At 40.0% G+C, this 12,799-nt stretch carries 13 protein-coding genes; all 13 read right to left on the bottom strand.

Annotation, left to right across the window (positions count from 1 at the left end):
* Positions 1-39: 39 nt before the first annotated feature.
* Genes OQZ33_RS04455 through OQZ33_RS04395 form a run of 13 tightly spaced genes read right to left on the bottom strand, consistent with a single transcriptional unit; the run spans position 40 to position 12,627 of the window.
* Entirely contained in the window at positions 40-2,760 is a 2,721-nt protein-coding gene (locus tag OQZ33_RS04455) for a hypothetical protein (RefSeq protein WP_265797863.1), read from the bottom strand.
* Complete coding sequence (locus OQZ33_RS04450) at positions 2,760-3,113, bottom strand: hypothetical protein (RefSeq protein WP_265797862.1); 354 nt, start codon at positions 3,111-3,113, stop codon at positions 2,760-2,762. Before OQZ33_RS04450 ends, OQZ33_RS04455 begins: the two co-directional genes overlap by 1 nt.
* A complete protein-coding gene (locus OQZ33_RS04445) occupies positions 3,106-5,472 on the bottom strand; it encodes a sialate O-acetylesterase (RefSeq protein ID WP_265797861.1) in 2,367 nt (788 codons plus the stop codon). Before OQZ33_RS04445 ends, OQZ33_RS04450 begins: the two co-directional genes overlap by 8 nt.
* A 2-nt stretch (positions 5,473-5,474) precedes the next feature.
* Positions 5,475-7,106, bottom strand: a complete 1,632-nt coding sequence (locus OQZ33_RS04440) for a hypothetical protein (protein WP_265797860.1) — start codon at positions 7,104-7,106, stop codon at positions 5,475-5,477.
* Positions 7,107-7,115: 9 nt separating this feature from the next.
* A complete protein-coding gene (locus tag OQZ33_RS04435) occupies positions 7,116-7,613 on the bottom strand; it encodes a hypothetical protein (protein WP_265797859.1) in 498 nt (165 codons plus the stop codon).
* Positions 7,610-8,377 (bottom strand): hypothetical protein, encoded by a 768-nt coding sequence (locus OQZ33_RS04430; protein ID WP_265797858.1) that lies wholly within the window; start codon positions 8,375-8,377, stop codon positions 7,610-7,612. The genes OQZ33_RS04435 and OQZ33_RS04430 overlap by 4 nt, the downstream gene beginning before the upstream one ends.
* A complete protein-coding gene (locus OQZ33_RS04425; protein WP_265797857.1) occupies positions 8,377-9,090 on the bottom strand; it encodes a DUF6808 domain-containing protein in 714 nt (237 codons plus the stop codon). Before OQZ33_RS04425 ends, OQZ33_RS04430 begins: the two co-directional genes overlap by 1 nt.
* Positions 9,087-9,389: a hypothetical protein gene (locus OQZ33_RS04420; protein ID WP_265797856.1), complete on the bottom strand. Its 303-nt coding sequence runs from the start codon at positions 9,387-9,389 to the stop codon at positions 9,087-9,089. Before OQZ33_RS04420 ends, OQZ33_RS04425 begins: the two co-directional genes overlap by 4 nt.
* Positions 9,390-9,395: 6 nt before the next feature.
* Positions 9,396-9,848: an N-acetylmuramoyl-L-alanine amidase gene (locus OQZ33_RS04415; protein ID WP_265797855.1), complete on the bottom strand. Its 453-nt coding sequence runs from the start codon at positions 9,846-9,848 to the stop codon at positions 9,396-9,398.
* On the bottom strand, positions 9,845-10,813 hold the full coding sequence (locus OQZ33_RS04410; protein ID WP_265797854.1) for a DUF6712 family protein: 969 nt from the start codon (positions 10,811-10,813) through the stop codon (positions 9,845-9,847). The genes OQZ33_RS04415 and OQZ33_RS04410 overlap by 4 nt, the downstream gene beginning before the upstream one ends.
* Position 10,814: 1 nt before the next feature.
* Complete coding sequence (locus OQZ33_RS04405; protein WP_265797853.1) at positions 10,815-10,973, bottom strand: hypothetical protein; 159 nt, start codon at positions 10,971-10,973, stop codon at positions 10,815-10,817.
* Positions 10,970-12,337 carry a hypothetical protein gene (locus OQZ33_RS04400; RefSeq protein WP_265797852.1) on the bottom strand — a complete coding sequence of 456 codons (1,368 nt, stop codon included), beginning with the start codon at positions 12,335-12,337 and terminating at the stop codon, positions 10,970-10,972. The genes OQZ33_RS04405 and OQZ33_RS04400 overlap by 4 nt, the downstream gene beginning before the upstream one ends.
* On the bottom strand, positions 12,334-12,627 hold the full coding sequence (locus OQZ33_RS04395) for a hypothetical protein (protein WP_265797851.1): 294 nt from the start codon (positions 12,625-12,627) through the stop codon (positions 12,334-12,336). The genes OQZ33_RS04400 and OQZ33_RS04395 overlap by 4 nt, the downstream gene beginning before the upstream one ends.
* Between the last annotated feature and the right edge of the window lie 172 nt (positions 12,628-12,799).

Below are 12,799 nucleotides of genomic sequence, written 5' to 3'. Positions count from 1 at the left end.
TTTATGGTTACCGTAAGAACCTCCAGATATATTTTCAAATTAAAGTGTTAAAGTATATTTAAGCCAAGCATAAATTTGGTATGCATAGTTCATGTGAGCTGTTGCATCTGGATGCACCCTTGGTAAAAATCCTCCATAAGGGATCTTTATATTGTCTCCTGTGGGGGTAGGCACACTTCTTTGTGCAGTACTATCAGGATTCTGGGTAAAGTAAAAAGGAATTTGAAAAATTCTTTCGGTATCCTCATTAATAAGATCGTTTAACCAATCTTGAGTAAATTTCCAGATCTTAGGTTTTCTACCTCCATCTCCATAAAAAGAATTCCAAGCATAACTTTCTTTGGTAAGATTTGGGTAAATACTTGGAAAAATCGTACCTCCACTACTAGGAAATGCAATACCAAAGTTTACTACACCCCATCCATTAGTTGCGTATTCCGCTTTTATTCTCGCAATTAAAGCTTTATATGTACCTAAATGGTCGAAAGTGTCTGCATCATTATTAGCTAACGTAAAAATAATGTGTGTTGGAACGGTAACATCATAATCATTTACATTGCTAACCAGGCTCCCTTTTATAGGACTATCTGAAGCAAGTCTAATCCCTGCATTATCCATTGTTCTGTACTTATTAAGCCAGTTTGTGATAGCAAAGTTATTTATGGTTGTTCCTAAGCCATCACTAAATGGTCCAATAAACATTTGATCAGTCCGCATTCCTGCATAGCCTTCAAAACCTACTTTATTGGTAACGGTGTTGTTCTTGTACGTAAATGTTCTGCTTGCCAATTGAGTGCCAAGAAATATAGCTCCATATTCATTGGCTTTGTTACCATTATCAATAATGTCCATTTGAAACAGTTCCTTCGCAACTAACTGCGCCCTGCCATCTCTCAAATCGTTAGGTAAAGTTGGAGGTGTTGCACCGGATAAAATAGAGTCGCCGATAACAAGCACCCTTGGCAAACCATTTTTTGTGGCTGAATTAAGCGTGGAAATATGCTGAAAAGTAAAATCTGATCCTATGTAGCCTGCCCCCTGTATTCTGTCAGTAAAATTTTTCTTAAGAACAGAGAAACCTTCGTTATAGGTCATGATCCTATCTTCTCCTGCATTCATCGGACTATTGACAGTTAACCTATTTGATCCATTAGAGAATCTAAAAGTTGGCTCCTGCGAAATCGCGTTGAAAAATTGATCTAGATAAATAGCGGCACTAGTATTTCTATTAAAACCAAATTCTGCAGGAATAACATCATTACAAACTGTATAGACTCTTCTAGGTGAGATGAAGGGCGGCAATGCTTTAGATATGGTACTAGACGTCACTACACCTAACGTTGCACCTAGCAAAATGCCACTATTGGCTACCATTTGGGTCATGTAATCAACTGCATCATTGCCGGTATCAAGATCCAAAACAAAAGCAAAACCATTTTTAGCCCATGAGCTATCAGGCTCGATGCCGTTTAAGATTAGCTTTGAAGTCCTGCCAATTTTATCATTTGCAGCTTTACATGACCAGCTTATTTGAATAATGTCATCAACATCAAAAATCAATATGTCATTTAAACTTATCCAATAATCATAATCATCGATGTTTTGAGTTATTAAGGTATTATACTTAACAACTTCGGAAAACGGGATATCATAAGTAAACGAATGCCCCCTTGAGGTAACAAAAGTTACAATAATACCATCCGTAAATAATAATGCTGTACTACTAGCATCCCTAGCTATCGGAACTGAAAACCCAGAAATAGCCTGTTTATCAATTAGCTTAAACCATTGTCTATAACCTTTACGACTAACATTCCCAGGAAGTCTGTTTGCTTTAGGGTCAATTGTTTTAGTGTAGATCGAACTATTCTTGGACTTAGTGTTCATTACCGCTACTTTATCCGATACACCTATATATATGGCTTTTTCTAGTAGTAACGGATAAGCAATATTGGGCGTGCTTGAATGAGTGATAATACCAGATACAACGATTTTATATGCGTTAATTGGAACTGTTAACTTATACCTGGTATAATGCTTAAATGAAGAGGTAACGGCTTCAGAAGATATGAAAGCGCCAGCGCTAGTATAGTAGCTTATTGGACTTGCTGAAGATGCTAGCATTACTCCTGTATAATATAGACCGTCTCGGTCTGCATCTATAATTATGTATTCAGCTTTAATGTATGCACCATTAACGATATCCCCTCCGGTAGCTGGATTTGTTGTGCCAGCAACCCTATTTAAAGTTATCCTTTGAAAATTTTTTATGCCGTCTTTTATAGCTGGTATAGCGGTAACTTCGGTTTTTTTGGCAAAATCAGTTCCAGCTGGAGCATCTACCAACTCGCGGTTAAGAATCCATGCAGTCCCACTCCAAACGAATCTGGCATTTGACACATATTGTTCTCCGACTTTTGAAGGAACTAATTGATTTCCAAAGTTAACAAAGGTGTTTCCGTAATTTGATGTCTGAATCAACCAAGTTTCTCCGGCAAATCTGGTGCCGGCTGGAACTCCACTAGGGGTAGCTATTCCTTGTACGGCTGGTAAACCTTGCTGCCCTTGATCCCCTTTTGCAGCATGCAATTTAAAATAAGCAGCATCGGTAGGCAAGGTTCCTACCGGAATTGCATTTATTGATACCGCAACATAGCTGCTTCCGAGATATTGTACTAAATCAAGTCTGCTGTATTCAACGCTGTTTAACCAAGGCCCTTTTGGAGTAAGTCCGACCTTTCCTATTTTCGATTCTCCCATTATGTGTTTAAAATTAATTCTCCGTTATTATTGAGTGAAAAAGTGAAGTTTGATTGTACCTCGGTTACGATCAAGTTCATGTTGTTATCGACGCTAAAGCCCAGTGCATTTAGATCCTGATTCTTGATTCTGATTCCATTATCTGAGTAGTCATTAGTTGGCCAATAGTAGGCTTTCAGAACTCCATTGAATTTGATGTGTGGGTTTTTCCCTTGCCTCATATTAACCCCAGAGACCACTACATCTGGAATAGCAGCGCAAGCTTCAGCGATGCTATTGTATGGGCCGTCCCACTCATCTAGTGGACCAGGATTAAGCTTCTTAAATCCCTTAGACACTTCTGTACTAATCATTATCTATATCTATTTGGAATACATGATTTGTTGAGTAGGGCAGCGCGTTTTGCATAACGAACACTCTGTAGGAAAGATCGTCTACAATCATAGTAGATTGAATGAAATTTGTCTTTATATCTTCCTCAGACGTGCTATCATAGGCGTTTTTGATGGTTTTTCCAGTCGGTACGACTATTACAAAAACCTTATTGATCACGCCCGTATCAAGAATGATATTCATTTCTCCATACACAAGAGCCGTTCGCTCAGGTAAAGCCTTGACTTCTGATTGGGTTGCAGGAGCGGTTGCGCTCGAGCCATAAAAACACCAAACCTCGGAATCGCTTTTTAAAGAGAGTTTTGAATGTCCCAGCCAATCGTATATCGTATCAAACGACAATTTGTATTCATCAACTGATCTAATGTTTCCACGAGGCCCTGCAACATTTCCAGCATTATCGGTAGCGTTGAAGGCATAGGTGACAATTTGTGTGCTATCTACATCTGCAGCACAAAGCAACGTGATTCGATTATCCTTAACCGTTGCAGAGCTAATCGTATTCCCAGACACATTAAAGCCAAAATTAGCTATAGCGTTGACGTTGACCGTATCAATTCTTAAGTTTTTATTGAACTTGATATTAATTAATCTGCCCTGAAAGCTGACCGAGTCAACCGCTAATTTTACGTAAGGTCGGTTGGTCATGAGTTTATCCAAGATCACACCATATTCTCCACCCATCCTTTTGTACGATACTGCGTTCAGGTGAATGATCATAGCGCCACCATTTTCGATGGTATATACCTTGTCATAATTTGGGTTTCCAAAATAAAATCCAAGGTCTTGTTTTCCCATTTCTTCGTAAACCGTCACAAATTCTTTGTTGTAGTCCGCTGGATTTACCTGCTTCGAATTGAAAGAGGAAGGTTGATACATTACAAACGGGGTTTCCCACACTTGATTAGTTCTTGCTTTTGCATCCTCCATAATATTATTTCTTAACTGGATAAGCTTTGCCCGATACTCGGCTTTGTCCATATTGAAATCAGTTTCCCCTTGCGTCCACTGAATCGCATAAAGACAATAACTTTTACCTAATGCCGCTGCCTGTTCCATTCCATAAGAAACATGATGTATGAGCCTATTATATGGCTCTGTACCTTTGCTTAAAGCATTAATGGAAGCACCTCCTTCACCTGCATAGCTTACCAGGAATTGTGAATTTTCCAACGATTTTCCCCTTGCTTTGGCAAGCTCCGCTATCACAGTTGCGCAACCACCAATAGGAACTTCGGAATGTGTGGGATGATGCGCAAATGGCACCAAAGGTCCTTCTGCTAATCTGGGATTATCTCTGAACATCAAGATATTCGGACTTACAACCGTAGTCGTAATAGCCGTGGCTGTTGCTCCGAGTGATAAAGACTGCCCATAATCAATAATGTGGTTTATATCTGCCGGCAAGCTATAATCAACAGCATCTTCTTTTTGAGCCAGCTGGTTTATCTTTCCTAAAAGCCCTTGCGTGCTATCAAATATCTTTATCTCACGGATATCCAAAACCTGTATTGTATTGGAAGAAAATTCCTGATTCCAGATAATAAGGTTGTTTGATTCATCAATGATATTTTCATATCTGTATTTATGAAATTCACCATCGTCGATCAGGTCTACAAATTGATTTTTCCCATTCAAACCGTTACCCAACTTGCCATCACCTAAAGCAATTACTTTGGCTAATACCTCAGTAACATAGATTCCCTTGGAAAACGGAACCCATGCTATAATACCCTGAACCGCGTTACCTGATGTTGCCCGCATACAATCTTCAACCAGGGTAAGATTACCGCCAGTTGCCTGAAAATCACCGGAACCTTCCCCGCCCAAAACAAATCCTCTAGAAAAATCCCCTTTTATTAGATTCCCGCCACCGATTTCCTCGAAAAGTGCTTTTGAATCAATGGGATTCTCTGAAAAGATATATGGTGATGAAATCGGCTTATAGCTGGTCAAATCAATTGTAACGTTTACAGCCTTCCATTCTAAACCGTTCCAAACGATATAACCCGCCGCACCGGTAATTTCCACACCACCAAAATTTGGGTAGACTCCTGTTTCGGCGATGAATGATACCGGTGCCGTTGGAGTTACAGATGGCGTACTGGGATTAATACCATCTTTGGTTTCACCTGTTTCGAAAATCATGTAAGGGGTTTCTGAAAACTTTCGTATTCCATCACCAATTTTGATTTTTGTCGTATTTCCAAATTTTACAACCGCAATTTCTCCTTTAAGTAAAATTGGATCAGCAATTAGCCATTCAGCTTCGCTTTCTATAAGTTGTTCAATACGGGCAAATATGCGTTGGGTTGCCATGATTAAGAAATTGTTTGAGTGATTATATTAATTGATGGATTTGCAGGTGTACCGGCATAAATAATGATCGGCACCAATGGTTTTGGTGTATTTGGATTAAAATCGATTATTGGAAGATCAGCAGCATCGCTTTCGGTGTAGGCATCATCAATGAACAGATAGCTGTAATCAAAAGCCACAAAATATAGATAGTCACCATCTGGTGAAAACTCAATGCTTTTGGTGGTGATCTCAACAGGAAGCAGCGTATTATTGATGTAGCGGAAAACAAAACGGGAAAGAAATAGATCTTCCCAAAAAAACATATTGGCTTTATCGCTGAAGCCGGTATTTGCAGAAAAGGTTCTGTTTGAGGTTTTGCTAAATATCTTTGCGTTTCCATCCGCAATGCGGTAACCTTTTTTTAGGAAGCGGTTCGCCTTCTGGTAATCAAATTCAAGTCCTGGAGTTGCTTTACCTGTAAAGTAGCGCGAATCCATAGCACCCCAGCTGCTCCAGTTTAAAAAGTAGCGAAGAAAATTTTGAGGTTTTCGATCGAAAAGATAAAATTGCTTTTCAGAAATCCTGTTTCCATCAGCATCGATCAACCAAACATCGTACCGTAACAGTGTTTTATTTCCATTGTAAACATTGCCTGGACTAACATTGAAAGCAAACTTTTTGTACTGATCGAGATTTAGTGTATAAAGTTCGGTATCTCCGTTTGTGCTATCGCTGAAATAATGGTAAACGTAAAGTTTTACATCTGCCTTTGATGAACGTGTGTTGAAGAAATATAAAAATTGTGGCTGATCTTCACGGGTGAACTGCGAGGTGCTGCCCTGTTTTAAAAACCGATCAGAACTGATTACCGTCGGTGCAATTAAACCTGTTACGGTTTTCGTCGCTTTACCCTGAAAACTTAAACCACCCTGAATAACCACATAGGTAGATGATCGATGTAATTTTTTAATCTGTATAGGCACGCCAAAGCTTTCGGCGTATTCGAAATAATATTTTCGTGACGTGGTTTTACATTCTAAAGCCATTGTGGTTGGGATTTCCAAACCTAATCGGTCCATATCGGTAATGATCTTTTGCGAAAGCTTATCATTCAATTGAGCAATAGCCTTAGCAGTATCGCCGAAACGGAGTTGCAGATTTGTGGTGAAAATAAGATCGTAACCATTATGCGCCGCGTTTTCCAGATAGAGCTTAAAGAGAACGGTGTAGTTTGGTTTCTGATTATCCGGAATACCAGCTATGGTATTGCCTGTTACAAAATTAAAACCCAAAGCCTTTTCCTTTGCGGTAAACACGATATTGTAGCCAGAGAAATCGATATCGAAATCTGCACTTAAATAGGGGTTAGCCTTGAAATATTCTACGACATTAGCACCGGGAAGTGCGGCACCCGAACCGGCAAGGAATTGCATACCACTATCATCGGGAACGGCAGCACTCACCATTACAATGGTTCTGTTTCCGTACCTGATTGTTTTGGTTACCCCTGGCGCCGTGTTATCGGCAAGGGAAAGCGTATTAACTGCCTTTACGCCTATCTGCTGTAAAAAGCCCGTACACTCAAACTCGGCATTGATATAATCGCCGCTGAACGAAATTACAGAAGGTGCATTTAACAGGATAACGGACATTTATTGTGCTTATTTATCTGTCCAAGTTCCTGAATTTACGTTGTAGCCAAAAGGACAGGTGAATGTAACGGTTGCTATATAGCCATACCAGTCATCATTCATTGGTCCCACCTTTTGATATGGAATGTTGTTAAATCGGAAATGTTTATGCGGATTTGGGTTTGCCCTTAAGTCGCGTTTGGTTCGAGCCAGGCAATCTTTCAGAATTTCTTTTGTTGCTGAATAAAGATCGCTCACCCTTTGCGAAGATTTTTTGCGCATCAGAATATAGATTTCACAATTTTGCTCATCAACATGGCTTTCGCTGTTATTGTCGCCAAACTCCCCACTACTGGCAACGATCAACATACACACATTGCTTTTCATCAAGTTCAAAGCTTCATCAAACTCATTCAGTTCATCAACGCTTTCGATGTAGAAAAATGCTTTGTTGGTGTCGCTGTGCAAAATCAAACGGTGCTTTTCAGCAAGGTTTTCGAAATGCGATCTGTATTCCTGCTCTGTCATTTTCGGTTTGCTTTTTCGGCTGCTTCGATTTCATCAGCCAGGTGATCAAGGAAAATATATAATGAGGTATCTTCCGTTTCGCGGAACGTTCCGAACTTGCCACCGGCAACAGTTTTTATAATTCCTTCGAGATCGGGAAGTGAATTCGATTTTGTTTGGTTAACAGACTTTTTAAAGATGGTTGGATATTTATGGAAGATGTATTCACGGCAACCTTCGTAATTGAAAACAATGGCTGCTCTGGTAGCCTTATCCAATCGTTTCATCTTTCCGGCAGTGGTGTTGATCAACAGTTGCGAAATCTGCACTCTACAATCCATCTTCAAGTTGTTGAACCCTTTTTCACGGTAGAGTGCGGCAATAAGCTGGTCAATAAAAGCTTGGTTTTGCGTTTTCTGGAAAGCCAGGTAATAAGTTTCGGCAAATCGAAACTCCTGAATGGTGCTGGTAGCCAACCGATCGGATGGGCCGAAATGTTTTATCCAGAAAAAAGGCTTCACGATCGGAATAACCCATTTAAAAAGCTTGTTACCTTCTGCCAAAAATTGAAGTGTGTTTTTTAGCTGTACCTGTTGAGCGGCATTGAGTTTGAAAAACGTCCGCTTTTTGATTTTATAAAAGAGCATGACCGCAAATGCGAAAGCGTGGGTACGCTCGATGTTTCGGGAAATGATCTTCATCCAAATCAATAATTGCCACGCTTCCATTTCCGTCCATTTGTCGGGGCATGTGTAGCTTTTGTTTTCGATCTGGATTATGTTCATTAGAAACTCAATAAGTTGTAGGAAATGCCAATCCCAAAAGATGGATTAAATTGTTGTGTGGCTGGATTAAAATAATATCCAGCCTGAACACCTATGCCAAAGCGCTTAGTTTTTGGTGATTCGATGGTAAGCGATTGCATATTATCAATCAAAATTCTTTTGTCCGGGCTTAAAATATCGGTGTATTGGCGATATGGAGAAAAGAAATTCTTTCGCTTTTTGTAGTCGTGACGGATTAAGGAAAGCTTATAGTTCACATCAAACTTTCCACCAGAACTATCAGGCGTGAACATTGCCGTTAAATAATCATCGGTATAGATATAATGTTCTTTTAAAAGGCTGTCCGTTTTCTTTTCAGCATGAAGCGCTTTTGCACTAAGTGATGCATTAATTGCGGAAGCCTGTTGAAGCTTTTTGGTTTTGTCCATATTATCGAGGCGCAAACTATCCAAAACCGACTTACTTACAGGTAAACCTGTAATGTCTCCGTTTCCAATTATTGAGGCTTTACGTTCAAATACGGCTTTTGAAAATCCTTTGACATCAACCGTTTGGGCGATTAGCTTGGCATCGGTTTGAATCTTATCAATGATTTCTGATCGGGGATTGGTAACCAAAGTTTGATGAGGTTTTACCAGGAACAATTTATAGCAAAGGCCAGCAATAATAATTATGGCTGCACCTAAAGCGATTTTAAATCCTAAATTTTTCATTTCGTTTTATATTTCTGGATAGCGGTGCTGTCCACTGTTTTCTGAATTTGTTGATTTACGCCTCTTTCAACCAGGTACGCCTTAAAAACCTCATCCTTTTCTTTCCTTTCCGTTTTAACCTGTTCCTGTAGTTCAGTTCTTTCGCGTCCCCAGTCGGCTTTGTCTGTGATAGAATCCAGCCTTTGACCTCCGATTACACCAAGCAAAACCATGGTAACTACATACAGCGCATAGGCGAACGGAGTTTTTGCAATATCCTTAAGTGGAATTTTCTGCAAGCTTTCATCTATTGTTGCCATTCTTTTTTACAGTCCTAATCCTTTAACCCATGTACTTACCTCAAATGCCGGGCAGAACTTCATATATTCAGATGGATCTATTTTACCATCACCATTTTTATCAGGGCTAAAATCCCGGTGGCCTCTTATTTTAGCTTTTGGATATTTAGCGTGGTATTGCCTTAATAATCTTTCCAGCGTTGCTTTCTGTTCTGCAGTCCTGGTATCTTTCCAGTTTTCACCGCCGATATAGCTGATGTGGATTGCGTTGGAGTTGAATCCCGCTACACCATTGGTGATTTTGTCATCTGTTGCCAACTGGTGATCAATACCATAAAAATCAACTAGGTGATGGTAGCCTACTTGCTTCCATCCTTTACCTTTCGGCTCGGGCATTTTCCAATAATTTTTAATTGATTCTACTGTTTGCTTTGGATTGGCACCGGTACAGTGGAAGATGATGTATAGAATGTTTCTCATAATAAAACGTAAATATTGCTGTTTGGATCATCGTTGTAAAGGACTGCAGTCGGCACCGTATAACTCAAAGCTTCCGCATTGGCCTTCATAAATTTACGAAGCGTTTCCAGATGCTGTTCGGCTTTCATGCAGTAGCCGTTCAACACTCTCGAAATTGCCCTTTCTGTTGCAGGATTTCGGTTTTCAACGTTTCCAGATACACCACCAACGGTTTCACTCAATTCAAAAACACCATTTGAATCGATATTGAGCAGGAGGTATGGAACCGCTTCAATCATTGTATAAGGCGCTAGTGCCTTATGCACTTTTTTAAGCAGTTCCTTTTCGATATCAGTTAAGCTATTGCTTAACATTTTGGCCTTCAAACTTGCGGCTAACGATTCTGTTAAGTTTGGAATGATGTAGGTTTCTTCTGCATTTGCTTGGAAAACCCGTAAGGTTTGATATAATTGAGCATCGTTGCCAATCTGAACGCCTGCTTTCTGAAATTCGGCACTGGTGTTGATCAACAGTGATCGGTTTTCTTTTCGCTCTTCGCTTACCGCATAAATAGGGAAGTCGATTTTGTTATCTTCCAGAAAGGAAACCAGTAATTCAAGCGCTGCAAAAGCTGCTTTTATGTTTGATTTGCGCAACTGCATCAACTTTTTATCTGATGCCGGTCGCATTTTTTCAGAATATGGGACCAGTATTCCAGCACCGTTAATCTGCACTGATCCATTGTCTGAATAGTTGTAAATAGTGAAACCAGTTACTGCTTTTTGGGCCAGCTGAAGCGCAAATTTTTGCTTCGCGTTTCCTTCTTTTACAGCCAAGAAATCATTGTACTGATCGAATCCGATTGCTGGAATAAGCTTTTGAGTGATGGCATCATCAATAAATGATTGAAGGTTCCCAAGTTCTAAGTTAGCCTGTAAAGCGCTGTTGTGCTTTTTGAGCTCATCAATAGTATCAAATAGTGCCATTTTACTTATCTCCTCTTTTTTTTATTGCATAAGTTTTATATGCGAAATCTCCACCAGACCAGTTCTTGTGTGTTTCCACTTCTTCGCCGCAAACCATCTTTTTGTATTCGGTGAAAAACATATTAAGGCCGATGCCCAATGAAATTAAATAGCACTTCATGATTCGGTGGTTTTAACGGGTGTAACTGGATTCTTTTCGATTGATGTGTTGCCTTGATCAAGCGTTTGCAGATCAACTTCCTTGACTATGAAGCGGAGGTTTTTATATTTGTCCGTCCATTTGTTGAACTGGGCGATGAAGTATAAAGGCTCCAGAATAACTTCACGGTGTGGTTGAAGAATTGCGGTGTAAATATTGAAGGCAACTCTTTTATCAGAACCACTTCCAGCATCGTTTCCTCTGCCTGGTCCACTACCCACCAAAGTAGGATCGACATTTAACGCCCGGTTTAAGTGTTGGCTTGCTTCCTGACTATCTTCGAGGTGCTCACCATCTTTGAAGCCGCTTTCTATCGGAACGATTTTGAATGATGGCAATTCTTTATTGTTTTCATCTAGTCCAACCTCACTAAGTATAGTTTTGCCCACTCCGTTTTCCCCGCTCAACTGCTCGTTGATCTGCATCACTTTCGCCTTTTTGATTTCGGCCTGTTGCTCGGTAGTCAGTTTGTGCCAATCTTTATGAACAGAAGGCCAATAACTAAGCGGGATGTTTAAGAATTTATTAGCTGAAAGAACCCTTTCCATGAATTTCAGCTTCCATGTTGGGATTTTCTTTTTGATTTTAAACCATGCAGAAAAAACAAAGCTGGTCCATGCAGCTAAAGGATAGTAAGCTTTACCAGGTGAAGGATAGTTCACCGGATAAACAAAGCGTTTAATTTTTTTATCAGTTAATAGCTTTTCGATTACATCGGCATCATAGGGATCAATCACCGGATGGGTATCAACTTTCTCTTTTTCAGTTGGCTTCGGGCTGTCTTCCCATTGGGCCGAAACAAAGCATTCTGTGATATTGCCTTTTTTATCCATCAAACCCCACCTACACCACGCGGCATCATGAGTGCCAATCGACACTATCTTATCTAATCCTTTATTTTTAATCAGATCAGGAAAGATGTTTTGAAACCAGGTAAAATCCACACATGCTTCACGCCAGTAACGTTTAGTTCGGATATTACTTAAGAAAGAATTAATTTCTTCATCATTTATCCTCACCACATCGAAATCTTTTTTGATTTCATTCCAAACCATATTAACTGCAATAATTTCTTTGCCCTGCAATACCCGCCCTTTCCAATCTAACAAGGGTGATAATTCAGTATCAGCTTCCGCTTCTTTCAGTAGGTTTTGAGGAAATAAATTATCATCACCCCAGAACGCTACGCCATTCGTTCCCGATTCCTCCTTTGGTCGCGGAGATGATGAAAGTGCGGCAACGGGTTCAGATTCCATTGCAACAATTAGCCTATGATCACTTAAAACCGCGATATCTTTGTCAACAAACGTGATGTTATCCTTCATAAAATTATGCTCATCCCGTTGAAGCGGGTAATTAGTAATACATGTAGCTTCATGATGTAATCGCCATCTTTAGCCCTGATGTTCCTGGTATAGTTTTCGAAATGGTTTGGGTTACGCTGTTCGCTTTTGCTTTTCGATGAACCCACTAAAACAGCTTGATCCAGTTTGATCTTTTCGCCACCAGTACCCTGTTTTAAATCACAGGTTACAAACTCAATCGAAAACGGCACACGTTCGCCCGATTTCTCCCACTCATTCATTTGAGCCAGCATGTCGGGAACGCGTATCATATCCATGCTCCAAAAATCCGCATACACGCGGGCGCACGAAAGGACAGGGAAAGAATGCAAGGTTTTTTAACACATTTCTTTGCAGCGAGATTTCCATTAAATTTTTGGTAATCAAGGTGTAAACTCAAAAAATTAACGAATTCAACTACGCTGTCGCACGATTGACCACGCC

This window comes from Pedobacter sp. MC2016-05, assembly GCF_026239735.1.
GTDB lineage: Bacteria > Bacteroidota > Bacteroidia > Sphingobacteriales > Sphingobacteriaceae > Pedobacter.
Note: the sequence above shows the minus strand (reverse complement) of the source record. Positions and strands in the feature narration are given on the sequence as shown.

Bases quoted from the DNA above. Each gene is read 5' to 3' on its own strand.
- OQZ33_RS04455 (WP_265797863.1), bottom strand. From the start codon at position 2,760: ATGGGAGAATCGAAAATAGGAAAGGTCGGACTTACTCCAAAAGGGCCT.
- OQZ33_RS04450 (WP_265797862.1), bottom strand. From the start codon at position 3,113: ATGATTAGTACAGAAGTGTCTAAGGGATTTAAGAAGCTTAATCCTGGT.
- OQZ33_RS04445 (WP_265797861.1), bottom strand. From the start codon at position 5,472: ATGGCAACCCAACGCATATTTGCCCGTATTGAACAACTTATAGAAAGC.
- OQZ33_RS04440 (WP_265797860.1), bottom strand. From the start codon at position 7,106: ATGTCCGTTATCCTGTTAAATGCACCTTCTGTAATTTCGTTCAGCGGC.
- OQZ33_RS04435 (WP_265797859.1), bottom strand. From the start codon at position 7,613: ATGACAGAGCAGGAATACAGATCGCATTTCGAAAACCTTGCTGAAAAG.
- OQZ33_RS04430 (WP_265797858.1), bottom strand. From the start codon at position 8,377: ATGAACATAATCCAGATCGAAAACAAAAGCTACACATGCCCCGACAAA.
- OQZ33_RS04425 (WP_265797857.1), bottom strand. From the start codon at position 9,090: ATGAAAAATTTAGGATTTAAAATCGCTTTAGGTGCAGCCATAATTATT.
- OQZ33_RS04420 (WP_265797856.1), bottom strand. From the start codon at position 9,389: ATGGCAACAATAGATGAAAGCTTGCAGAAAATTCCACTTAAGGATATT.
- OQZ33_RS04415 (WP_265797855.1), bottom strand. From the start codon at position 9,848: ATGAGAAACATTCTATACATCATCTTCCACTGTACCGGTGCCAATCCA.
- OQZ33_RS04410 (WP_265797854.1), bottom strand. From the start codon at position 10,813: ATGGCACTATTTGATACTATTGATGAGCTCAAAAAGCACAACAGCGCT.
- OQZ33_RS04405 (WP_265797853.1), bottom strand. From the start codon at position 10,973: ATGAAGTGCTATTTAATTTCATTGGGCATCGGCCTTAATATGTTTTTC.
- OQZ33_RS04400 (WP_265797852.1), bottom strand. From the start codon at position 12,337: ATGAAGGATAACATCACGTTTGTTGACAAAGATATCGCGGTTTTAAGT.
- OQZ33_RS04395 (WP_265797851.1), bottom strand. From the start codon at position 12,627: ATGATACGCGTTCCCGACATGCTGGCTCAAATGAATGAGTGGGAGAAA.